Source organism: Salinicoccus halitifaciens, assembly GCF_021026095.1.
GTDB lineage: Bacteria > Bacillota > Bacilli > Staphylococcales > Salinicoccaceae > Lacicoccus > Lacicoccus halitifaciens.
The window spans coordinates 104,433-125,707 of sequence record NZ_JAJNCU010000001.1 but is presented as its reverse complement, the minus strand read 5'-3'; the positions used below and the strand labels follow the sequence as shown (position 1 = coordinate 125,707).

The 21,275-nt window shown below is 53.7% G+C and carries 21 protein-coding genes; 5 read left to right on the top strand and 16 right to left on the bottom strand.

The genetic code is table 11. The annotated features are described in order from the left end of the window. Positions 1–44 precede the first annotated feature (44 nt). From LPW40_RS00590 to auxA, 4 genes are all read right to left on the bottom strand, one after another. Positions 45–497 carry a hypothetical protein gene (locus LPW40_RS00590; RefSeq protein WP_230820316.1) on the bottom strand — a complete coding sequence of 151 codons (453 nt, stop codon included), beginning with the start codon at positions 495–497 and terminating at the stop codon, positions 45–47. Between the two features lie 61 nt (positions 498–558). Next, positions 559–1,743 (bottom strand): class I SAM-dependent rRNA methyltransferase, encoded by a 1,185-nt coding sequence (locus LPW40_RS00585; protein ID WP_230820315.1) that lies wholly within the window; start codon positions 1,741–1,743, stop codon positions 559–561. After that, positions 1,740–2,654 carry a formimidoylglutamase gene (gene hutG / locus LPW40_RS00580; RefSeq protein ID WP_230820314.1) on the bottom strand — a complete coding sequence of 305 codons (915 nt, stop codon included), beginning with the start codon at positions 2,652–2,654 and terminating at the stop codon, positions 1,740–1,742. The genes LPW40_RS00585 and hutG overlap by 4 nt, the downstream gene beginning before the upstream one ends. Continuing rightward, positions 2,626–3,891, bottom strand: coding sequence for a lipoteichoic acid stability factor AuxA (gene auxA, locus LPW40_RS00575; protein ID WP_230820313.1), 1,266 nt, complete (start codon positions 3,889–3,891; stop codon positions 2,626–2,628). The genes hutG and auxA overlap by 29 nt, the downstream gene beginning before the upstream one ends. Positions 3,892–4,086: 195 nt before the next feature. Between auxA and LPW40_RS00570 the strand changes: the two genes are divergently transcribed. Both LPW40_RS00570 and LPW40_RS00565 read left to right on the top strand, forming a co-directional pair. Then, positions 4,087–4,251 carry a hypothetical protein gene (locus LPW40_RS00570; protein ID WP_230820312.1) on the top strand — a complete coding sequence of 55 codons (165 nt, stop codon included), beginning with the start codon at positions 4,087–4,089 and terminating at the stop codon, positions 4,249–4,251. Between the two features lie 210 nt (positions 4,252–4,461). Then, complete coding sequence (locus tag LPW40_RS00565; RefSeq protein WP_230820311.1) at positions 4,462–4,686, top strand: hypothetical protein; 225 nt, start codon at positions 4,462–4,464, stop codon at positions 4,684–4,686. A gap of 368 nt (positions 4,687–5,054) precedes the next feature. Here LPW40_RS00565 and purD read toward each other — a convergent pair whose 3' ends face one another. The 9 genes from purD to purE are packed head-to-tail and all read right to left on the bottom strand — an operon-like array spanning position 5,055 to position 15,325. Then, complete coding sequence (gene purD, locus LPW40_RS00560) at positions 5,055–6,308, bottom strand: phosphoribosylamine--glycine ligase (RefSeq protein WP_230820310.1); 1,254 nt, start codon at positions 6,306–6,308, stop codon at positions 5,055–5,057. A gap of 44 nt (positions 6,309–6,352) precedes the next feature. Next, positions 6,353–7,828 carry a bifunctional phosphoribosylaminoimidazolecarboxamide formyltransferase/IMP cyclohydrolase gene (purH, locus tag LPW40_RS00555; protein WP_230820309.1) on the bottom strand — a complete coding sequence of 492 codons (1,476 nt, stop codon included), beginning with the start codon at positions 7,826–7,828 and terminating at the stop codon, positions 6,353–6,355. Beyond that, entirely contained in the window at positions 7,825–8,409 is a 585-nt protein-coding gene (purN, locus tag LPW40_RS00550) for a phosphoribosylglycinamide formyltransferase (protein WP_230820308.1), read from the bottom strand. The genes purH and purN overlap by 4 nt, the downstream gene beginning before the upstream one ends. Next, entirely contained in the window at positions 8,402–9,421 is a 1,020-nt protein-coding gene (gene purM, locus LPW40_RS00545; RefSeq protein WP_230820307.1) for a phosphoribosylformylglycinamidine cyclo-ligase, read from the bottom strand. The genes purN and purM overlap by 8 nt, the downstream gene beginning before the upstream one ends. A 2-nt stretch (positions 9,422–9,423) precedes the next feature. Beyond that, complete coding sequence (gene purF, locus LPW40_RS00540) at positions 9,424–10,863, bottom strand: amidophosphoribosyltransferase (protein ID WP_230820306.1); 1,440 nt, start codon at positions 10,861–10,863, stop codon at positions 9,424–9,426. Beyond that, positions 10,842–13,022: a phosphoribosylformylglycinamidine synthase subunit PurL gene (gene purL / locus LPW40_RS00535; RefSeq protein WP_230820305.1), complete on the bottom strand. Its 2,181-nt coding sequence runs from the start codon at positions 13,020–13,022 to the stop codon at positions 10,842–10,844. Before purL ends, purF begins: the two co-directional genes overlap by 22 nt. Next, entirely contained in the window at positions 13,022–13,729 is a 708-nt protein-coding gene (purC, locus tag LPW40_RS00530) for a phosphoribosylaminoimidazolesuccinocarboxamide synthase (RefSeq protein ID WP_230820304.1), read from the bottom strand. Before purC ends, purL begins: the two co-directional genes overlap by 1 nt. Beyond that, positions 13,726–14,856 carry a 5-(carboxyamino)imidazole ribonucleotide synthase gene (gene purK / locus LPW40_RS00525; protein WP_230820303.1) on the bottom strand — a complete coding sequence of 377 codons (1,131 nt, stop codon included), beginning with the start codon at positions 14,854–14,856 and terminating at the stop codon, positions 13,726–13,728. The genes purC and purK overlap by 4 nt, the downstream gene beginning before the upstream one ends. Further along, positions 14,843–15,325, bottom strand: coding sequence for a 5-(carboxyamino)imidazole ribonucleotide mutase (purE, locus tag LPW40_RS00520; RefSeq protein WP_230820302.1), 483 nt, complete (start codon positions 15,323–15,325; stop codon positions 14,843–14,845). The genes purK and purE overlap by 14 nt, the downstream gene beginning before the upstream one ends. A gap of 237 nt (positions 15,326–15,562) precedes the next feature. On the opposite strand from purE, the gene folD reads away from it, so the two are divergent. Continuing rightward, on the top strand, positions 15,563–16,414 hold the full coding sequence (gene folD / locus LPW40_RS00515) for a bifunctional methylenetetrahydrofolate dehydrogenase/methenyltetrahydrofolate cyclohydrolase FolD (protein ID WP_230820301.1): 852 nt from the start codon (positions 15,563–15,565) through the stop codon (positions 16,412–16,414). A 232-nt stretch (positions 16,415–16,646) separates the two neighbouring features. On the opposite strand, the gene LPW40_RS00510 is transcribed toward folD, so the two are convergent. The 3 genes from LPW40_RS00510 to LPW40_RS00500 all read right to left on the bottom strand — a co-directional run bounded on the left by LPW40_RS00510 (position 16,647) and on the right by LPW40_RS00500 (position 19,959). Next, the gene (locus LPW40_RS00510; protein ID WP_230820300.1) at positions 16,647–17,600 is read right to left on the bottom strand and encodes a nuclease-related domain-containing protein; all 954 of its coding nucleotides are present in this window, start codon (positions 17,598–17,600) and stop codon (positions 16,647–16,649) included. Between the two features lie 131 nt (positions 17,601–17,731). Next, positions 17,732–18,712 (bottom strand): calcium/sodium antiporter, encoded by a 981-nt coding sequence (locus tag LPW40_RS00505; protein WP_230820299.1) that lies wholly within the window; start codon positions 18,710–18,712, stop codon positions 17,732–17,734. A gap of 110 nt (positions 18,713–18,822) precedes the next feature. Continuing rightward, positions 18,823–19,959: a globin domain-containing protein gene (locus LPW40_RS00500; RefSeq protein WP_230820298.1), complete on the bottom strand. Its 1,137-nt coding sequence runs from the start codon at positions 19,957–19,959 to the stop codon at positions 18,823–18,825. 163 nt (positions 19,960–20,122) lie between these two features. Between LPW40_RS00500 and LPW40_RS00495 the strand changes: the two genes are divergently transcribed. Both LPW40_RS00495 and LPW40_RS00490 read left to right on the top strand, forming a co-directional pair. Next, on the top strand, positions 20,123–20,536 hold the full coding sequence (locus LPW40_RS00495; protein ID WP_230820297.1) for an RrF2 family transcriptional regulator: 414 nt from the start codon (positions 20,123–20,125) through the stop codon (positions 20,534–20,536). Positions 20,537–20,544: 8 nt separating this feature from the next. After that, the gene (locus LPW40_RS00490; protein ID WP_230820296.1) at positions 20,545–21,243 is read left to right on the top strand and encodes an immunoglobulin-like domain-containing protein; all 699 of its coding nucleotides are present in this window, start codon (positions 20,545–20,547) and stop codon (positions 21,241–21,243) included. Positions 21,244–21,275: the final 32 nt, after the last annotated feature.

Sequence of the window (21,275 nt, the reverse complement as noted above, 5' to 3'; positions counted from 1 at the left end):
TATCACCTTGGACCGGGGGATTGCCAACAAGAATGTCCTGAGGTTTAGGCTGCCTGGTTCCTCAAATGCTCCACCACATGTTCGATGTGGTCATCGCCGAGTTTCTTCATCAGGAAGTAGCTGACGCCCGCTCCGAGTACATTGCCGAGGAGTGTCACCAGGCCGAACCGGCTGAACTTCTGCTTTTTGCTGAATATGCGGAAGACGAACGGGGTGACGTTTTTACGCATCAGCTCACTGCCGATGCTCGTCGCCATCACCCATGCACGTGTCATGAGGTCATCACTCGTCGTGGATACATCATCATGGTCCACCTCGAAGATGTCTTCGATCTCGCCGTATATATCCTTCATCAGCTTCATATCTGTGCCGACATCAAGGAACGGGATCGGGAGGATTGCGGCGATGGCTGAGGTCCTCGCTTTTTTCTTGACCAGTTCCTGCGCCTCTTCCTGCTTTTTCTTCAGATTCTGCTCAGTGATTTGATATTGAACCATAAATAACCCTCTCTCCATAAGAATACTTATCTAGTGTTTACAATACCCAAATCCCTGTTTTCTAATCGTTGGCAAGCTTTATCGTGACGATTTTCAAGTACTTGCCGCCCTTGTAGCCTTTGGTCGTTTTGAAGTCCTTCGGCAGCCCCTTGACATCTTTCAGGGTGTAGCGGATGCCGAGGCCGTTCATCGTTTCATCAATCTGCTTTTTGAACTGGTTCAGCGTGAACGTCTCCAGGTTCTGGCTCAAGATCAGCTCGCCCCCGGGCTTCAATATTTTCACCGCCTCGCGGATCAGCTGTGGGTAGTCACGCCCGACTTTAAAGACTTTCTTCTTGTTCCGGCTGAAGCTCGGCGGATCGATCAGTATGACATCGAACTGATGGTTTTTCCTCGCTGCATATTTGAGGTAGTCGAAAGTATCCATGATATGGATATGGTGGTTGTCGAGCGGCAGGTCGTTCACATTGAAGTTGTCCGTGACGAGTTCCGTCGTCCTCCCCGCAAGGTCGACGCTCGTCGTCGACATCCCGGCCATGGCCGCTGCCACTGAAAAGGAGCCGCTGTATGAAAAGAGGTTCAGGAACGTTTCGTTATGAGATCTTTTATTGTTGAGGAGCGTCTTCCGCGTCTCACGCTGATCCAGGAACAATCCGGTCATCGGGCCGGTCTTTAAGTGCACGTTGAAGCGCATGCCGCTCTCGGTCACGACGATCTTTTCCGGCACATTGCCCGTCACATGGTTGTTTTCGATCTGCATCCGGCCATCGATTGAAAATCTCGTCTGCTCAGTGATCGAGTCCGGAGAGAGTGCCTCTATCAGCACCTGGACGACCAGATTGCGGATCTTATAGATCCCGGCAGAGTAATACGTGATGAACAGGTGGCCGTTGAAGTTGTCGATGGACAGGCCGCCGATGCCGTCGCCGATTTCATTGAAGATGCGGAAGACGTCCGTATCCTCCTGGTTGTAAAGCGGCGTCCTGTCCTCGATCGCCCCGGTGATCTTTTCCCTGATGAATGCTTCATCTATATGCGCATCTTTGTCGTGTGACAAAACCCAGCCGTGTGTCCTCTGTTCAAAGCTCATCATCGCATAACCGATGAATCCGCCGAGGTAATCGGTCAGTTCGACCACTTCGCCGTCCTTCAAAAAGACGGAATCGCTCAAATCTTCTTCGTTGATATTCAGTTTACCGTTATGGAAAGGTTTCTCTGCACCTTTTTTCAATTGTATGACATTCATCTGAAAGCATCCTTTGCAATGAGGAATTTGTGTAGCAGGCTTGCGGCGAGCGCACTCGTCCGATCGCCCTCGTCAAGCGGCGGCGCCGTCTCGCTGATATCGAAGCTCACGAGGTTTTCAACACCCGCAAGCCGTTCGATCAATTCGTGTATCTCCATTGATGTGAAGCCGTTCGGCAGCGACATGCTGACGCCCGGCGCATAGGCTGTCGCGATCGAATCCATGCACAGCGTCGCAAAGACGAAGTCATAGCTTTCAAGCGCCTTGAACATGTAGCCGGTGACCTTCGGCGAACTCCGCATCTCGCCGAGCTTCGCGTAGTTCACGTTGAGCGCATCCGCCGTGTCGAAAAGCGTGCCGGTGTTGCCGCTTTCCTGGATGCCGAGCACATAATAGTCGACGTCCGTATCCTGCGTGAGTATCTGATAGAACATCGTGCCGGACGTCGCCCGCTCCTCGATCCGGAGGTCGAAATGCGCATCGAAGTTCAGAACCGCAATCTTCGCATCGGGATATGCCTCCCTGACGCCGAGATAGTGTCCGTATAATGTTTCGTGCCCTCCGCCGATGATGAGCGGGAAATCCCCGTTTCTTAAGATTTCTGCAGTGGCAGACCCGAGGGCCTGCTGCGAAGTCTCGAGGTCTTCCGTGCCCATCACGGTGCCGTAATCGTAGATTTCCTCGGTATACGGCAGGCCTGCAAGCTTCTCGCGGACTTTGAACGGCCCCTCCGCTGCGCCCGCATGACCTTTATTCCGCCTGACGCCCTCATCGGAGGAGAAGCCGAGGAGGACGGGTGCCGCACTTCCCGGCTGTTTCTTTTCATAATCCGAAATCACCTGATGGATGCGTTCCTTCACATCCGGGTTATCGATGCGGCCTTCAAGTTTTTGCTTTTTTATTTCCGTCATTTGCAGTCCCTCCATTGAATTCTTTAAAGATGCTGAATAGTACGAGCGGTGTCGTGAGTATCACCAGTGCGATGTTGAACGGCAGAATGAAGAGTGAGAGCTCCACATCGTGGAAGACGGTGACGAACAGGCTCACCGTAAGCTTCAGCCACAGTGCGATGATGACGATCATCTGCCTGTTGTAGTAGATATTCTTCCACAGGTTCATGACGGTGAAGTACAGGTAGAGGAGCGCCAGCACAAGCGTCAGGAACAGGTTGATCCATTCATAGAGGTAGCTCATCTGAGACAGCCTGAAATAGCCTTCCGTGAACACACCCTGCCTGTTGTTGAACTCCACCCCGATGAACACGAGCACGAGCAGGCCGAGCAGGAGCTCTAGATAATTGACCTTGAGCCATCCCGGTATGCCGATTTCAAGGAAGTCCTTCGTGCGGGTGAGCAGGCGGTTCCTGAACTGGTACATCTTCTCCGAGAACCCGAGATACTGGTTCGGATTCAGTTTGCTGATGCCGCGCTTCGAACTTCTGGAGAGGTCCTCTTCGCTTTTCGTCTTCGGTTTCTTGAGCAGGTTTTTGGATTTGGACAAGAAGACTCCCACCCACAGCGCCATCAGTGCAAGCACCAGCACGACCGCGAAGAACATGTTGATGCTGAGCACATCCGTCGGGCTCAGTGCATCCTCGATGTTCGAATATACGGCGTTCTGTGTGAAGAAATACGCCACGCCGTAGAAGAACATGATGATCATGTAATGCTCTTTCCGGTGCTTCGGGTTCAGATATTCATGGTATATGTTGTAAAGCAGGTGGACCATGAATGCGATGAAGAATAAAATCGCCCACCAGCCGTAAACCTGCATCATGAGAATGGTCGTGATGATGAATAAAAACAGCGCAAGCCCGAGAAAGAAGAAAGACAGCATCCCGTCATACTTCGTCGTATCCCTCACCGTCTTGCCGACCTTGAACATGAAGACACCGAACAGGATGAGCAGTATGCCGGCGATAATCGGGAAATCCCCGATCAGGATCGACAGCATGTTCGTCACTTCAAGGAAGAAAGCATTGACCAGATCCCAAATCGTATCAATCTCCGATTCATCAACGGGACTGCCGTCTGCAGCACCCCGTATCCTTTCAGTATTAAATAAAATGAAAACACCTAATATTATGAAGAATAAGCCGAGCAGCAGGCTGATATGCACTTCACTCTGACTTCTCAATTTTTTAAACATCCAGTTCACCTCAGTCCCTCACCATTATAGTAGAAATACCGGAATATTGCATTATACAAGCGGCTGCACGCGCCCGCCCCGTGATTTTATTTGAAAAACTTTTTGATCTCGATGTTTACTGCAGAGAGTGCTGGGTATATACAGAGTACAGATAATAATATAATATAATGATATTCTCCCAGGAGAGTGATACAAGTGGCTTTGGACAAGGATAAAAAAGATGTATTTGAAGAAGAAAAACGCGAACAGGCTCGTGAAGAAGAGCGTGAAGCGAAAGAAAATACAAAAGATCTAGAGAGTGATGACGCGAAAAAAGGCGACGAAGAAACGAAGGAAAATCTCCAGGATGCCTATGAATAGCACCACAATCCAAGGGCTTTAAGTTCCACCTTATAGTATTTGGCTTTATGCAATATGCAAGAGGAAAGCACCCGCATGCGACGGGTGCTTTTCTTTGTGTCTGAGGATCTGGGGTGGCTGGCTGGATTCTGTCTTCGGATCCGGACGGAGGAGCCGGCGCTGACGCCGCTGTCTCGATTTTGTCTCTGGATCCGGATGGAGGTGTTGGGGGTGAGACCGCTGTCAGGATTTTGTCCCCGGATCCGGACGGAGATGCCGGTGCTGACGCCGCTGTCGGGATTCTGTCTTCGGATCCGGATGGAGATGCCGGGGGTGACACCGCTGTCGGGATTTTGTCCCCGGATCCGGACGGAGATGCCGGTGCTGACGCCGCTATCGGGATTTTATTCTCATGCCCCGTCTTCAATCGCAACCTCCATCATAAAAGCAGCATGACCTTGCGAAATCGGCATGCAGAATCGCAACGTTGACCCGGGAGACGGCGGGAAGTTGCGAAAACAGCACCCGGAATCGCAACATTGACCCGAGAGACGGCCAGAAGTTGCGAAAACAGTACCCGGAATCGCAACATTGACCCGGAAGATGGCCGGAAGTTGCGAAAACAGTACCCGGAATCGCAACATTGACCCGGAAGGCGGCCGGAGGTTACGAAATCAGCACTCAAAATCGCAACATTGACCCGGAAAGCGGCCGGAGGTGGCGAAATCGGCACCCAAAATCGCAACATTGGCCCGGGAGGCAACTGGAGGTTGCGGAATCTACATCTAAAAATAAAAAACACCCGCCGAAGCGGGTGTTCCAACTTACTTCATCGCCCTGTAACCGATGTCCTTCCGGTAGAAAAAATCATCTGTCCCGTACTCGATCTGGCCGACGCCTTCATAGGCGGACTCGGCCGCTTCCTCGATCGTTGAACCGTGGCCGGTGACAAGCAGCACCCTGCCGCCGGATGTGACAACACCGCCGTCTTCGTTCCGGTCCAGTCCGCTGACAAAGCAGCGTGGCATGAGTGTTTCGGGAATCTTCACAGACTTCCCCTTCTCAAACGCACCCGGATAGCCCTGGCTCGCGAGCATGACGCCTGCCACGCATCCGGTCCGCCATTCGAGTGAGAACGGCTTTTTATGATACATATTCTCAAGCACCTCTCCGAGGTCGCTTTCCAGTAGGCTGAGGAGCACCTGCGCCTCCGGGTCGCCGAATCTTGCATTGAATTCGATGACTTTCACGCCGTCTTCGGTGACGATGGCACCGAGATACATCACACCGAAGTAGTTGAGGCCTTCATCAACCAGTGCTTTCGCCATCGGCTTCACGATCTTATCGACAGCCTCCGTGCGCAGGTTCTCCGGAATGTGCGTGACCGGGGCATAGGCACCCATGCCGCCGGTGTTCGGGCCCGTGTCCCCGTCGAAGGCACGTTTATGGTCCTGCGCCATCACTTCGAACGGATAGATGAACTCCCCGTTCACAAGCACCATCAGGCTGAACTCCTCGCCTTCCATGAACTCCTCGATGACGACATGGCCTCCCGAGTCCGCCATCATGTCATGCACTGCCTCTCGGGCGGTCTCGATGTCCTGTGCCACAACGACGCCTTTACCCGCAGCGAGCCCGTCCTTCTTGACCACGATCGGAGCACCCACACGATTGATATATTCCAGCGCATCGTCATGGTCTGTGAATATTTCGTATCCCGCAGTCGGGATATCATATTTCTTCATGAGGTCCTTTGCGAAAGCCTTGGATGATTCGAGCTGTGCTTCCAGTTTCCTCGGACCGAACACTTTCAGATCATGCTGGCGCTCGAGGAAATCCGCCATCCCGCCGGATAACGGCGCTTCCGGACCTATCACGACCCACTCGACTTCTTCACGGTCGCAGATCTTCCCCACTTCCCCGAAATCTTCCAGGTCGACACCCGGCACAAGCTTTGCCATATCACCCATCGCATAGTTGCCGGGTATCGCGATGATCCCGCTCACCGATGGTGATTCATGAAATTTTTTGACGAGCGCATGCTCACGGCCGCCACTGCCTATCACTGCTACTTTCATATTTTAAAGCCTCCATCATAGAATAAAATACGCGTTTCAGTTTATCAGTGCTTGAAATGGCGCATGCCGGTGAACACCATGGCAATGCCGTGTGCGTTGCAGAAATCGATCGACTCCTGGTCACGCTTCGAGCCACCCGGCTGGATGATCGCCTTGATGCCGTGCTCATGTGCGAGCTCGACGGAGTCAGGCATCGGGAAGAAGCCGTCACTTGCAAGCACCACATCACCGTCAAGCCTGATGGCCCGGTCGGCTGCGATCTTCAGCGCACCGACGCGGTTCATCTGACCGGCACCGATGCCCACGGTCTGCTTGTCATTTGCGAGCACGATCGCATTCGACTTCACGTGCTTCGACACTTCCCATGCAAGGGCGAGTGCCTTCATCTGCTTTTCTGTCGGAGACGTTTCCGTCACCACGTCGATCGAGGCCGGATTCAGCCTGCCGGTATCGCGGTCCTGAACGAGGTATCCGCCGGACACGCTGACGAATTCATCGCCGTCCACCTCTTCGGTGAAATCGACTGTGAGAAGCCTCAGGTTTTCTTTATTATCAAACACTTCAAGCGCACCGTTCGTGTAGGATGGTGCGATGACGACTTCCAAAAACACTTTGCTCATCGCCTCGGCCGCCTCGCGGTCCACCGGGCGGTTCAGCGCGACGATGCCGCCGAAGATCGACTGGCTATCCGCTTCGAACGCATTGTTGAAGGCTTCGACCATCGTCTCGCCGGTGCCGACGCCGCACGGGTTCATGTGCTTCACGGCGACCGCAACCGGCAGGTCGAACTTTTTGGCGAGCGCGAATGCACTGTCGGCATCACGCAGGTTGTTGTAGCTGAGCTGCTTGCCCTGCAGCACGGTCGCATTCAGAATCGTGTTCTTATCATCCGTCGTGCGCACGAGTTTCGCATCCTGATGCGGGTTCTCGCCGTATCTCAGCGTGCGTTCGCTGTCGGTGAAATAGCTGACGATCGCACGGTCGTACTCGGCCGTGTGCCTGAACGCGCGGATGCTCAATGTGCGCCTGTACTCTAGGTCGAGCGTGCCGGATTCGATATGCTCGAGCACTTCATCATAATCCTGCGGGTTGACGACGGTTGTGACATGCTTGAAATTCTTCGCCGCCGCACGGAGCATCGTCGGTCCGCCGATGTCGATGTTCTCGACCGCTTCCTCTTCCGTGACGCCCTCTTTTGCGACCGTCTCCTTGAACGGATAGAGGTTCACGACAACGAGATCGATCGCCTCGATACCGTTTGATTCCATTGCCTCCACATGTGACGCATTGTCGCGGTCTGCAAGGATGCCGCCGTGGATCTTCGGATGGAGCGTCTTCACGCGCCCGTCCATGATTTCCTCAAACTGGGTGAGGTCGCTGACGCTTGAAACGTCGACGCCGAAACTTTTGATCTTCTCGTAAGTGCCGCCCGTGGAATAAATGTCATAGCCTGCCTGAACGAGCCCCTTTACGAAATCTTCAAGGCCCGCCTTGTTCGATACGCTGATTAATGCTTTCATTGTTCATCCTCCTGACGTTTTGCCAAAATCATCCGCACTGCCTGCGGATAGAGCTGGTATTCGATGCTGTGGATTTTATTTTCAAGTGTCTCGAGCGTGTCATCCGGCGCCACATCGACGGGCACCTGGGCGATGATCTCACCCGTATCGATGCCGGCGTCGACGAAATGCACGGTGACCCCGGTTTTACTCACGCCGGCGCGGAATGCATCGCCGATCGCGTCCGCGCCCTTGAAATCCGGGAGCAGCGACGGATGGATGTTGATGATTTTCCGCGGGTACCTGTCGACGAAATCCGCGGACAATATCCGCATGAATCCGGCGAGCAGTATATATTCGACATCATACATCTTCATCACGCTTAAAATGTCGCTCTCAAACTCACTTTTCGTGCCGTACTTCTCACGCTCGACCACGATGTAGTCGACGTCATGGTTGATCGCACGCTGGATTGCATAGGCTTCGTTGTAATCCGAGATCAACAGGACGATGTCGATGCCGATCTCATCCTGCTTCCGCACAAGGTTTTCAAAGTTCGTGCCGCCGCCGGAGGCGAAGACGGCAACGCGGGGTTTACTCATGGATCTCGATCCCTGCCTTGTCAGTGACCTCACCGATTTTAACCGCCGCCTCGCCCGCATCATGCAGGACGCTGAGTGCAGTGTCGGCGTCGGCGGCATCGACGATGACGACGAAGCCGATGCCCATGTTGAAGACGTTGTACGCTTCATCCATACTGATGCCGCCCTGTTCAATCAGCCAATCGATGACCGCCGGGACTTTGATGCCGGACGTCGAGATCTCGATGCCGAGACCTTCGGGTACTGCACGGGGCAGGTTTTCGACGAAGCCGCCGCCGGTGATGTGGCTCATCGCTTTGATGTCCACCTTCTCCATCAGCTCCCTTACCTCGCGCACGTAGATGCGCGTCGGTTCAAGCAGACGGTCGATCAGCTTTTCGCCTTCGAGGTCCGCCTCGACGTCGATATTGTTGTCCGCAATGATCTTCCTCACCAGGCTGTAGCCGTTCGAATGGACACCGCTCGACGGCAGGCCGATGATGACATCACCCGCCTTGACTTTTGAGCCGTCGATGTAATCCGGCTTCTCCACCGCACCGACCGCAAAGCCTGCAAGGTCGTATTCACCGGGGCCGTACATGCTGCCCATCTCGGCCGTCTCGCCGCCGATCAAAGCGCACCCCGCCTGGACGCATCCGTCGGAGACGCCCTTCACGATATCCGCGACCGTCTCCGGCACCACTTTTTCCACCGCTATGTAATCCAGGAAGTAAAGCGGCTCCGCACCGGTCGTCAAAATATCGTTCACACACATGGCCACCGCATCGATGCCGATCGTATCATGACGGTCATGGTCGATCGCAAGCTTCAGCTTCGTGCCGACACCGTCCGTGCCGGATACGAGCACCGGCTGTTTCATATTCAGCTGCGACAGGTCGAACCCCGCACCGAAGCCGCCGAGGCCGCCGAGCACTTCCGGACGCCTCGTCCTCTTCACGTGTGATTTCATCTGTTCGACCGCTTCGTAGCCCGCTTCAATGTCAACGCCGGCTTTTTTATACTGCTCGCTCATCACTACACTCCCTTTTGTTTTAGATCTTTTTCCTGAGGAAGGATCGCTTCCTCTATATCAATCGGGTAATTCCCGGTGAAGCATGCATCACACTGGCCTTTTGAGCCGAATGAATGATAGACGTCGTGCATCTTGTCGACGGAGAGGTAAGTCAGTGAATCCGCACCGATCTCATCACGGATCTCCTCCGGCGACTTCCTGCTTGCGATGATTTCCGCATGCGTCGATACATCAATACCATAATAACACGGGTTTTTAAGCGGCGGGGAGGAGACGCCCATATGGACTTCCTTCGCCCCCGCCTTCTTCAGTGCCTTCACGATGAAGCGGCTGGTCGTCCCGCGCACGATTGAATCATCGATGACAATGACCCGCCTGCCTTCGACGATGTCGCGCACCGGCGAAAGCTTCATCCGCACCGCGCGCTCGCGCGCCTCCTGGCCCGGTGTGATGAACGTCCGGCCGACGTAGCGGTTCTTCAAAAGCCCCTGCTCCTGCCGGATGCCGGAAGCCTCACTGAAGCCGTGCGCTGCGGCAAGAGATGAATCCGGCACACCGATGACGATGTCCGCATCCACCTGCCGCATTTCATCCGCAAGCGCCCGGCCGAGCTCCTTACGTATCCTGTAGGTCGAGGTGCGCCTGAATTCGGAGTCCGCACGCGCAAAGTAGATGTACTCCATCGAGCACATATGCGGGCTCGTCACATCCGTATAATGATCGAAATCGATGCCTTCGTCCGTGATCGTGATCATCTCACCCGCCTCGATATCGCGGATGTACTCCGCCCCGATCGCCGTGAACGCACACGTCTCACTCGCAACGCAGTATGAACCGTCCTTCCTGCCGAGCATCAAAGGCCTCACGCCGTGGTCGTCGAGTGCAACCGTCAGGCTGTCCTGATGCATGATCATAAACGCAAACGCGCCTTTCACCTGCTTCAAGACTTTCTTTATTCTTTTCTTACGTCCTTCAAGGCTCTCTTCCCCGCCGCCCCGTTCACGCCTGAGGAGGTGTGCGAGCACCTCGGAATCCGATGTCGTCTGGAAGATCGCGCCCTCGTCTTCGAGTGCACGCCTCAGGTTCAGCGCATTCACGAGATTCCCGTTATGTGCAAGCGCGAGGTCGCCCTTATGGCTTTTGAACAGGAACGGCTGCACATTGGACAGCTCGCTGCCGCCGCTCGATGCGTATCTCGTATGCCCGATCGCATGCGGGAAAGGCTTCAGTGAATCAAGCTGTTCCTTCGAGAGTGCCTCCGTCAGCAGGCCCATGCCGCGGGCGCCGAAGAGGTAGTCCCCGCTCGAGGAGACGATCCCGGCACCCTGCTGGCCCCTGTGCTGCAGGCTGTGCATCGCAATATACGTCAGTTCGCTCGCTTCCGGGTGGCCCCAGATGCCGAACAGGCCGCATTCTTCTTTTAGTCCGTCGAATTCATCCATTCCGGTATTGCCCCTTTCAAAGTCGCATTGATTTCTTCAATATCATAATCTGCATTAAAGTTCTGTGCCTGCACTTTGAATGATTGGCCCGTAAGCTTCCCGATTTCGACCGCACCGTCGATGTCCATGCCTGAAGGTGCTGCAACGAGGTAGTTCGATGCACTTTCTGAGAATAAAAGATCTCCGCGCACGTCGATGTCGACTTCAACGCCTGTGTTGTAGTAGCCTGCGAGCTGTGCGAGTTTAGCAATCAGGCCGCCGCGTCCGAGCGGTGCGATCCTGTGGATGTCTCCATCAACATACAGTTTACGGAGCATTTCGCCGCGCTCTGCTTCAAGGCCGAGGTCGATGTCACGGCTGACCTGTCTGATGCCGCCGTCGATCAGCTTCTCAAGCTGCGACCCCTGGAACTGCGGCTTCAATTCACCCACAAGATACAGTGCGTCGCCTTCCTTGACTTTGTCTTCTTTCAGGAACCCGATGTCCTCGATCAGTCCGACCATGCCGATGACCGGCGTCGGCAGGATGCTTGCTTCCTTCGTCTCATTGTAGAGGCTCACGTTGCCCGATACGACCGGTGTGCCGAGTGCTTCGCAGGCTTCTGACATGCCTTTCGTCGACTCGCCGAGCTGGTTGTAGATCAACGGCTTCTCAGGTGAGCCGTAGTTCAGGCAGTTCGTCATCGCAAGCGGCTCGGCACCTGTTGCGATGATGTCGCGGTATGCCTGTGCGACGACTTCCTTGCCGCCGTTGTAAGGGTCTGCATAGACGTAGCGGCTCTTGCCGTCGAGTGTCATGGAGACCGCCTTGTCCGTCCCTTCGATCTTCACGATGCCTGCGCCGAATCCGGATTTCTGGAGCGTCGTCTCCGCATCACCCGAGTCGAATGCATCGTATATAAGGGCTTTATTTGCAATGGTCGGATGGCTGATCAATGATTTGAATGCCGCATCCAGATCTTCATCGGAGTAATCTTCGCGCGGCGTGTCTTCTTCCGGCTTTTCGCCTTCCAGCACATAGACCGGTGCTTCTTCCGACAGCGGCTGAACCGGGATGTCGGCGTACAGTTCATCTTCAAAATAGAGAAGGAGCCTGTCGTTGTCCGTCACTTCACCGATGACCGCGGTCGCGAGATTCATCTCTTTGAACAGCTCGAGGAATTTATCCTCTGAACCGTTCTCCACGACGAGCAGCATACGTTCCTGCGTTTCCGAAAGCATCATCTCATAAGGGCTGATGCCGTCTTCCGATACGGGCACTTGATCCAAGTGCAGCGTGATGCCGTGGTTGCCTTTTGCCGCCATTTCGGAGCTTGAGGAAGTGAGGCCTGCAGCACCCATATCCTGTATGCCGACGAGCTCAGGGAATTCGATTGCCTGAAGTGTCGCCTCCATTAAGTTTTTGCCGACTTCCGGGTGGCCGACCTGTGCGGTCGGCGGTGCGACATCCGCATCCTCCGACAGTTCCTCTGAAGCGAATGACGCGCCGAGTATGCCGTCGCGGCCGGTTTCGAGCCCTGCGTAGATCACTTTATTGCCGACGCCTTTGGCCGTGCCCTTCTGGATCTTGTCATGGTCGATCAGACCCGTGACCATCGCATTAACAAGCGGGTTGCCGTCATAATGGCCGTCGAATTCGACTTCCCCGCCGACTGCAGGGATGCCGATCGTGTTGGCGTAATCGCTCATGCCGCCCTTCACGCCTTCGAGAAGCCTGCGGTTGTTTGCATTCGTCAGCTCGCCGAAGCGGAGGGAGTTGAGCAGCCCGATCGGCCTTGCGCCGATGGAGACGATGTCCCTGACGATCCCGCCGACACCCGTCGCTGCACCGTGGTACGGCTCGACTGCGGACGGGTGGTTGTGGGATTCGACTTTGAAGACGACCGCCTGGTTATCGCCGATATCGACGACGCCGGCACCTTCGCCGGGTCCCATCAGCACCTTCTCGCCTTCAGTCGGGAACTGCTTCAGGAATGGTTTTGAATGTTTATATGAACAGTGTTCGCTCCACATTGCAGCGAAAATGCCGGTTTCCGTATAGTTCGGCGCCCTGCCGAGGATGCCGTTCACTTTCTCGTATTCAGAATCTGTCAGTCCCATACTGGAATAAAGTTTTTCGTCCCTGATGTCTTGTGCGGTCGGTTCGGTGAATTTGGCCATTATTTGATTTCCTCCATTTTTTCATAAAATTTCTGATAGGCATCCACGATGGAGCCGGTACTTTCACGGTAAACGTCCTTATCAAAATTCTCGCCCGTCGCGGCATCCCATATACGGCATGTGTCCGGGGAGATTTCATCGGCAAGCAGTATATTGCCCTTCCTGTCACGGCCGAATTCGATCTTGAAGTCGGCGAGCTTAAGCCCCATCGGCTCCATGATGTCGAGCAGTGCGACATTGATCTGGTTCGCGCGTTTTTTCAGTTCATCGATTTCATCGTGCGTCGCAAGCTTCATATGGATCGCATGCGCCCGGTTGATCAGCGGATCGTGCAGCGCATCATCTTTTAGGAAAAATTCGATCAGGGGCGGTGCAAACTCCTCGCCCTTTTTGAATCCGAGCCTTTTCGTGATGTCGCCCGCCGCAAGGTTCCTCACGACGATTTCCATCGGTATCATGTCGACGCGGCGGACGAGCTGTGTCGTCTCGCTGGTTGTCTCGATGAAGTGCGACGGGATGCCCGCCGCCTCAAGCCGCTCGAAGATGTTTGATGTGATGAGGTTGTTCAGGCGCCCCTTGCCGGGTGCAAAATCATGCCTCGAGCCGTTCTTTGCGGTCACTTCGTCTTTGTATTCGACTTTCAGGACGAAAGGGTCGCCGGTTTCATACATGCGCTTCGACTTTCCTTCATATAAGAGTGTGGTCATGCCTGCCCCTCCTTTTCAAAATCCGTCTTGAGTTTTTCCAGGGTGTCTTCCACATCATCAGTGAGTATCGTCATATGCCCCATCTTCCGTTCAGGTTTCCGTGCGGACTTGCCGTACAGATGGACATGCCATTCCGGATGGTCGTAAAGTGCATCCCCGAGCCTGTCCAGATCCTGGCCGAGCAGGTTCATCATGACTGCCCGCTTATGCTGGCGGATTTCAGGCATCGGCTGGTTGGTGAGCGCAAGTATATGCGCATCAAACTGCGATATGTTGCATGACTCGATCGTATGGTGCGCCGAGTTGTGCGGGCGCGGCGCAATCTCGTTCACGTACAGTTCGCCTGACTTGTCTATGAAGAATTCGACCGTGAACACGCCGGCGAAATGAAGTTTATTCATGATCTTTTCGACTTCCGCTTCGGCGTCCTTCTGGCGGTCGATCCTTGATGGCGCGATCGTGCGGTAGAGGATCTGGTTCCTGTGCAGGTTCTCCTGCAGCGGGAAGACGATCGTCTTTCCGTCCGCGCTCCTTGCGACGGTGAGGGAGACTTCGCGCTCGAGGTCGAGATATTTCTCCGCGATGAACTGCGTGTCTCCGTAGGGGATCGGCTCTTTTTCGAGGTCGTCTTCGGATTCGACGAGGTACTGCCCCTTCCCGTCATAGCCGCCCGTCGCCGTCTTCACGATGACCGGCCAGCCTTCCTGCTCCGCGAATGCCTTCACGTCTCCGTCGCCTGACACTTTTTCAAACGGTACGACTTTCGCACCGGAATTTCTGACCGCATCCTTTTCGGTCTCGCGGTTCTGCAGTGTGAGCAGCGTCTCCGCACCCTGCGGCACGTAGTATTCGTCCACCATGCGCTTGAGCAGCGGGCCGTCGATGTTTTCAAATTCGTAAGTGATGATGTCTGAGGCGTCGCCGAGTTGTTTTAACGCTGCTTCATCATCGAACGCCGCATTGATGAATAAATCACTCGTCGCCTTTGCCGGCGCATCTTCAGACGGATCGAGCACCGCCACTTTGTAGCCCATCCTGAGCGCACTCTGCGCGAGCATCTTACCCAATTGTCCGCCGCCGATGATGCCGATTACTGCTCCCGGATAAATCCTTCTACTTAAGGTCATTCTGCATAGCCTCCACTTTGTCTTCCAATGATTTCGTATATTCCGATAATTTTGAACTGAGATCTCCATCTGAAATCGCAAGCATCCTGGCTGCGAGTATACCGGCATTCTTCGCTCCGGCCTCACCGATCGCCGTCGTCGCCACCGGTATGCCGCCCGGCATCTGGACGATCGAGAGCAGTGAATCCAGCCCCTTCAGCGATTTCGATTCGATCGGCACGCCGATCACCGGCAGGTTGGTGAGACTCGCCACCATACCCGGCAGGTGTGCAGCCCCCCCGGCGCCTGCGATGATCACTTTCAGGCCCCGCTCCTGTGCATTTTCCGCATACGCCACCATATCTTTCGGCGTGCGGTGGGCGCTGACCACTTTCGCTTCATATTCTATGCCGAATTCATCAAGCATCTCTGCTGCAAGTTTCATCGTGGGCCAGTCCGAAGAGCTGCCCATAATAATGCCTACGCTCATTGTTTCATCCTCCTGATTGTCCTAAAGTCGAATGTTCAACTTCATTCTATCAAGTAAGATGCTTTGATTCAACTTATTTACGAACATTATTTTATTTTAAAGTTTCATCGTTTGTATATACGAACAATGAGTAGTTTTCTTGCCCCCTATCGTTCGTGAAATTTCTTTCATTGAAATTTTCTGCACATTCGTACATAATGTAAATGGATATACAGATAATATTAGGAGGAAATTTTTATGACTGCTGAAGTTTTAAACGGCCGCGAAATCGCAAAAGATTACCGCGCAGGCCTTGCAGAAGAAGTTGAAAAATTAAAATCACAGGGCATCACGCCGAACCTGACTGTTGTGATCGCAGGTAACGATGGTGCGTCACTGAGCTATGTCAGATCCAAAAACAAAGCTGCCGAAAAAGTCGGCATGACTTCTGATATCGTCCATCTCCCTGAGGAAGCTTCCGAGGAAGATGTACTGAACGAAGTGAAACGCCTGAACAATGATGATTCAGTGCATGGCATTTTGGTGCAGGTTCCACTTCCGGATCAGGTCGATGAGAACAAAGTCCTCGAGGCAATCTCACCTGAGAAAGACGTCGACGGCTTCAGCCCGATCAACATCGGCCGCCTGTACACCGGCCAGCGCACATTCGTGCCATGTACGCCGCTCGGCATCATGGAGCTGCTTAAGCACACAGGTCCTTTGGAAGGCAAAGACGTTGCAGTCATCGGACGTTCACACATCGTCGGCCAGCCGGTTGCGAAACTGCTCACTAACGAGAACGCAACAGTGACGCTGATGCACTCACGCACTAAAAACATGGTCGAGAAGCTGAAAGACTTCGACGTTGTCGTTTCAGCCGTCGGCAAACCTGGCCTTGTCAAAGGCGAGCACCTTAAAGAAGGCGCAATCGTCATCGACGTGGGTAACACAATGGTCGACGACAAACTCGTCGGCGACGTCGAATACGACTCCGCTGCCGAAGTTGCAAGCTACATCACACCTGTACCAGGCGGTGTCGGCCCACTCACCATCACAATGGTGCTGAACAACACACTGCTTGCTGCAAAATGGAATAAAGGCATCGAATAATTTTAGAATTGGAAACCCCCGGTCAGGCGACCGGGGGTTTTGTCTGGTTGGGGGAGGATTTTGGTTCCTGCAGGAACTCGTACCCGTGACGACTACCTGTTAAACTTTTCGTAGGAACTCGCGGCTGTCACGACTACCTATTAATCTTCTCGTAGGAACTCGTGACCTTGACGAATACCTGTTAAACTTCTCGTAGGAACTCGTGACCTTGACGAATACCTATTAGCTCCCTTTAATCATATCTGAATCTTTTATTTTTAAATGTATATTGATATTCTGCACATGGATTTTCATGTTTCGCATACTTACCGCCAACCAACAACTTAAAATTTTTCCTTAATATTTCAGTCAGCCTTCTTCTGCTCACGATTCCTCCTAAAAATCTTTCAACTTCATTAATTTTCAAATCCCGTTCATGACGCAGCACCCCGTACTCGCAGATCGTCCGCAGCACAGCTTTCTCCTTCGGTTCGACATGGCCGCAGCCGCATTCGATATGATACCGCTTCGCCAGAACGCCGAATCCGCCGCACGCACAGCACCTTACACCCCACCGCAGCCGGCCGAATTCCACATCATCGAGCTCCCGCGGCTTATACGGACATTCGATCATAAAATCCTCCACCAACCGCGCGGTCTCACCGATATCCAAAACATCATTCCACTGCTCATCATCGATAAGCTTATGTATCATCCGGCGGATGTCATGCCGCATGACGACCTCCACATCGACTGCATCCTTCACATGCACCCGGCCATGCTCGCCAACGAACACGATGCGCCCGGTGAGCCGGCCGCGCCCGCCGAGCCGGTGGTGCATCACACCCATCTTCTCCATCGACCGCTTCAGCTGGATGAAAATATCCTTGTTCAGCCGCCTGCCGCCGCTCCACCATTTCCCGTCCACATATTCAAGCTCACCCGAATAATTCTTCACATCAAACACATGGATCCCCTCCCCCGTCACAATCAGGGTATCGATCTGCGTGGTGCCGCCCGCGTCGATCCAGATGTCCTTGAAAATTTTCCAGTGCGGGCGGCCGAACTCCCCAAGCCAGCGGTCGAGTTCGCACTCCCCCTCAAAACCTGCGGCGAGCCGCTTTAAATCCTGCACATCCTTCCCGCCACCGCCGCCCCGTCCGCACAACATCTCCAGCCACTGATGCTCGAGCGTCTTCATCCTCATAATAAAAAACCTCCCGTCTTCCGGCATAATGCGAGCGGCGAAAAACACCCCTCATCTATATATGCCGAAAAACAGGAGATTTGATTTTTATTGAATGCAAGTAAATTAATTATTTCAAGAAAATAAAACCATCAGCCTCTCATGATGATATATACGAGATACACGATATATATCGCAACAAGCATACCGCCCTCCACCCGGTTCAGGTGGTAGCTCGACTTCGACATCACGAACACGAGGATCGTCACCGCAATCATGACGAAGATGTCGATGATGATCACGCTGCTGACCGCAAGCGGCGCAACAACCGCCGAAACCCCGAGCACGAGCAGGATGTTGAAGATCCCGCTGCCGACGAGGTTGCCCATCGCCATATCCGTCTCGCCCTTCACGGCAGCCATGATGGACGTCACCATCTCAGGCAGCGACGTACCGATCGCAACGATCGTGAGACCAACCAGCGCCTGTGACATACCGAGCGCAATCGCAATTTCTGTGGCGCTCGAAACCACAAGCTCACCGCCGAGGATGATGCCGGCAAGCCCCACAATCAGGACGATAATGAGGGATGCCCAGCCGCGCGAGGCCGTCCCCGGCTCCGCCGCCTCCGTGAGGCGCAGCTCTTCATCGAGCGTCGCAACACGCGTGCGCTTCGCTTTCATAAATACATAAAACATATAAAACGCCATGCCCGCCAGGAAGATGAGACCGTCCAGGCGCGAAAGCATACTCTCACCGGAGCCGCCGAACCACCGTTCACTCACCAGCAGCAACAGCAAAAAGACCGAACCGATCGCAAAAATCATATCCCGGTTCGCGATGCTCCGTTCCACCACGATCGGCGAGACGAGCGCGGTGAGTCCGAGTATGAGCGTGATGTTTGCGATATTGCTCCCGACGACGTTACCGACGACCATATCGCCGTTGCCTTCGAGTGCCGCGATGATGTTGACCACCACTTCAGGCGCGCTCGTCCCGAAAGCGACGATCGTGAGCCCGATGATGATCGGCGAGATGCTGAGCTTCTTCGCGATCGTCGACGCACTGTCCACAAACCAGTCCGCCCCCTTGATCAGCAGCGCAAATCCCACCACAAGCCATATGTATGTCATAGATGCCCCTCCTAATAAGTATAGACTTCATATACCCAATATTTTAACAAATAAAAGACCCCGGGCAGATTATTTTCCGCCCGGGGCGCAAGCTCAGTCCATGGAGCCTGTTAAACCGTCTCGCCGACGAGGCTCATCTTCGGACCGAACGGTTCGAAGTGGATGTTGTCTTCGCTGAAGCCGACTTCATGCAGCACTTTGATCATCGCATTCATGAAGTGCATGGAACCGCAGATGTAGACGCTGCGATCCTGAAGACCTTCGAAGTCTTCGTGGTTTAAGAAACCTTCATCATCGCTGTATTTCACTTTCACATCGATTCTTTCACCAAATTCCTGCATCTCATCCTTGAACGGGTGCATCCCTTTATTCTGCACGCTGTAGATGAACTTCGGATCCTTGCCCGCTTCAATCGCCTCTTCGATCATCGCCATGACCGGTGTCGCACCGACGCCGCCTGCGATGAAGAGGAGTTTTTCATCTGCAGGATCGAGGAGGAAGTCACCTGCAGGTGCGCTCAGTTCGAGCGTGTCTCCGACCTGGACGTCGTCGTGCATATGGTGGGAGACGACGCCTGCCGTGTCATCCGTCCCTTCCTTCTTCACAGCAAACTGGAGCCCTTCCTCTGTATGGATCGAACAGATGGAGTAATGGCGCAGCGCCTCGTACGGGTAATCCGACGGATCCACTTTGACCGTGATGTACTGGCCGGCGCGGACATCGAAGTCCACTTCGTCGCTCTTCACCGTATAGCGGACGATGTCATCAGACAGCTGGTCCTTCCCGGTCACCTTGAACGGTACGAAGCCGTCCCATTCCGCTTCCTTATACATGCCAGCTTCCACATCGATGAAGATCTGGGCGATCTCGCCGTAGTACTCTTCCCATGCATCCATGATTTCAGGTGTCGCTGCATCACCCAGCACTTCCTTGATGCCTTCGAGCAGGTTTTCGCCCACGATTGGATAATGTTCCGGTTTGACGTTGAGCGCGCGGTGCTTATGGGCGATGCCGATGACCGCAGGTACGATCGCCTCCAGGTCATCGATGTGCCTTGCCGCCTGGAGCACTGTGAATGCGAGGGCCTTCGGCTGGTCGCCGACCTTCTGGTTTGTCTGGTTGAACATGTTCAACAGGTCCGGATGCTTTTTGAACATGTTCTGGTAAAACACTGTAGTGATGGTCGTGCCGTGTTCTTCCAATGCAGGTACAGTTGCCTTGATGATTTCTTTTTTATGAAGTTCCATGAAAACGCTCCCTTTTAAAAGATATATATTTTATACACCTTTAATGTTATACCCCGGGAGGCAGATTTACAACCCTTTGTTAATATATTCACAAATTTGTCAATGTTAAATTTAAGGATTAATTGAGGCTTTTGATGTAAAGTATAGTCAAGAGGTGAGAAATATGAAACTGACTTTATATACGGACTATTCCCTCAGAGTGCTGATGTACCTCGGTACGCGGCAGACGGATGAAAAAGTGCAGATCGATGAAATATCGGACTACTACAACATCTCGAAAAATCATCTGACGAAGGTCGTCCATAATCTCGCGAAGCTCGGCTATATACACACTGTGCGTGGCCGCGGCGGCGGTATTATGCTAAAATATAAACCGGAAGATATGAAGATAGGCGACGTCGTGAGGAACACGGAAGATAATTTCCATATGGCGGAATGCTTCAGACATGACAACGAATGCGTCCTCACCCCCGTATGCGGCCTGAAGTTCGTGCTTAACGACGCGCTGGAGAATTACCTTAAAACCCTGGATGAGTATACACTTCAGGATATACTACCGAAAGCAATGATGAGGTGAGCAGATAAATGAATATCAATACTATGGTGAAAGTGATGGCGGGCCTCCTGCCGGTTGCGCCGATCACGGCAGAAATGGTGGAAGATGCAGGGGGCGCGGAAGCGAATCCGGTCTATGAAGACTACAGCGGACCGACGATGGAGGAAGAGATTGCGGCCTATAACAATCCTGCACCGACGATCAGAAACCTGGATACCGTCAATGTACAGGTCGGGGATGATTTCGATCCGATGGCGGGCGTCTATGCGCTCGACAACCAGGACGGGAACATCACGGACAACATCCAGATCACAAACGACAACGTGGACACATCCACGCCGGGGACATACACGGTCTCATACCGGGTCGAGAACAGCAGGAACGGCTGGTTCGAATACACCCGCTCCATCACCGTAAGCGACGCCCCGACCGACCCGGTCCCGCTCGTTCCGCCGACCGAGGCAGAGCTTCAAGGGACATCCGAAAGCACATCATCAACTGTGCTCTTCAATAATATGGAAGATGTCACGATCAGCGTCGGCGAGGACTTCAACCCACGTGAAGGCATCGAAATCATCGATACGGACGGGCGTGATATCGCGCATACCGCATACATTTCAGGCGAAGTCGACACTGATACGCCGGGCGAGTACACGATCGCCTACGCGGTCTTCGACCAGTTTGAAAATCCTCATGCATATGCAAGGACCATCACAGTGGTGGAATAAACTCCGGGGCATCCGGGGTTTTTTTGTGCATA

Bases quoted from the DNA above. Each gene is read 5' to 3' on its own strand.
- purH (WP_230820309.1), bottom strand. From the start codon at position 7,828: ATGAAAGCATTAATCAGCGTATCGAACAAGGCGGGCCTTGAAGATTTC.
- LPW40_RS00590 (WP_230820316.1), bottom strand. From the start codon at position 497: ATGGTTCAATATCAAATCACTGAGCAGAATCTGAAGAAAAAGCAGGAA.
- purE (WP_230820302.1), bottom strand. From the start codon at position 15,325: ATGAGCGTAGGCATTATTATGGGCAGCTCTTCGGACTGGCCCACGATG.
- LPW40_RS00490 (WP_230820296.1), top strand. From the start codon at position 20,545: ATGAATATCAATACTATGGTGAAAGTGATGGCGGGCCTCCTGCCGGTT.
- purL (WP_230820305.1), bottom strand. From the start codon at position 13,022: ATGGCCAAATTCACCGAACCGACCGCACAAGACATCAGGGACGAAAAA.
- purK (WP_230820303.1), bottom strand. From the start codon at position 14,856: ATGACCTTAAGTAGAAGGATTTATCCGGGAGCAGTAATCGGCATCATC.
- LPW40_RS00505 (WP_230820299.1), bottom strand. From the start codon at position 18,712: ATGACATACATATGGCTTGTGGTGGGATTTGCGCTGCTGATCAAGGGG.
- auxA (WP_230820313.1), bottom strand. From the start codon at position 3,891: ATGTTTAAAAAATTGAGAAGTCAGAGTGAAGTGCATATCAGCCTGCTG.
- hutG (WP_230820314.1), bottom strand. From the start codon at position 2,654: ATGACGGAAATAAAAAAGCAAAAACTTGAAGGCCGCATCGATAACCCG.
- folD (WP_230820301.1), top strand. From the start codon at position 15,563: ATGACTGCTGAAGTTTTAAACGGCCGCGAAATCGCAAAAGATTACCGC.
- purM (WP_230820307.1), bottom strand. From the start codon at position 9,421: ATGAGCGAGCAGTATAAAAAAGCCGGCGTTGACATTGAAGCGGGCTAC.
- purD (WP_230820310.1), bottom strand. From the start codon at position 6,308: ATGAAAGTAGCAGTGATAGGCAGTGGCGGCCGTGAGCATGCGCTCGTC.
- LPW40_RS00500 (WP_230820298.1), bottom strand. From the start codon at position 19,959: ATGGAACTTCATAAAAAAGAAATCATCAAGGCAACTGTACCTGCATTG.
- purN (WP_230820308.1), bottom strand. From the start codon at position 8,409: ATGAGTAAACCCCGCGTTGCCGTCTTCGCCTCCGGCGGCGGCACGAAC.
- LPW40_RS00510 (WP_230820300.1), bottom strand. From the start codon at position 17,600: ATGAGGATGAAGACGCTCGAGCATCAGTGGCTGGAGATGTTGTGCGGA.
- purC (WP_230820304.1), bottom strand. From the start codon at position 13,729: ATGACCACACTCTTATATGAAGGAAAGTCGAAGCGCATGTATGAAACC.
- LPW40_RS00585 (WP_230820315.1), bottom strand. From the start codon at position 1,743: ATGAATGTCATACAATTGAAAAAAGGTGCAGAGAAACCTTTCCATAAC.
- LPW40_RS00495 (WP_230820297.1), top strand. From the start codon at position 20,123: ATGAAACTGACTTTATATACGGACTATTCCCTCAGAGTGCTGATGTAC.
- purF (WP_230820306.1), bottom strand. From the start codon at position 10,863: ATGGATGAATTCGACGGACTAAAAGAAGAATGCGGCCTGTTCGGCATC.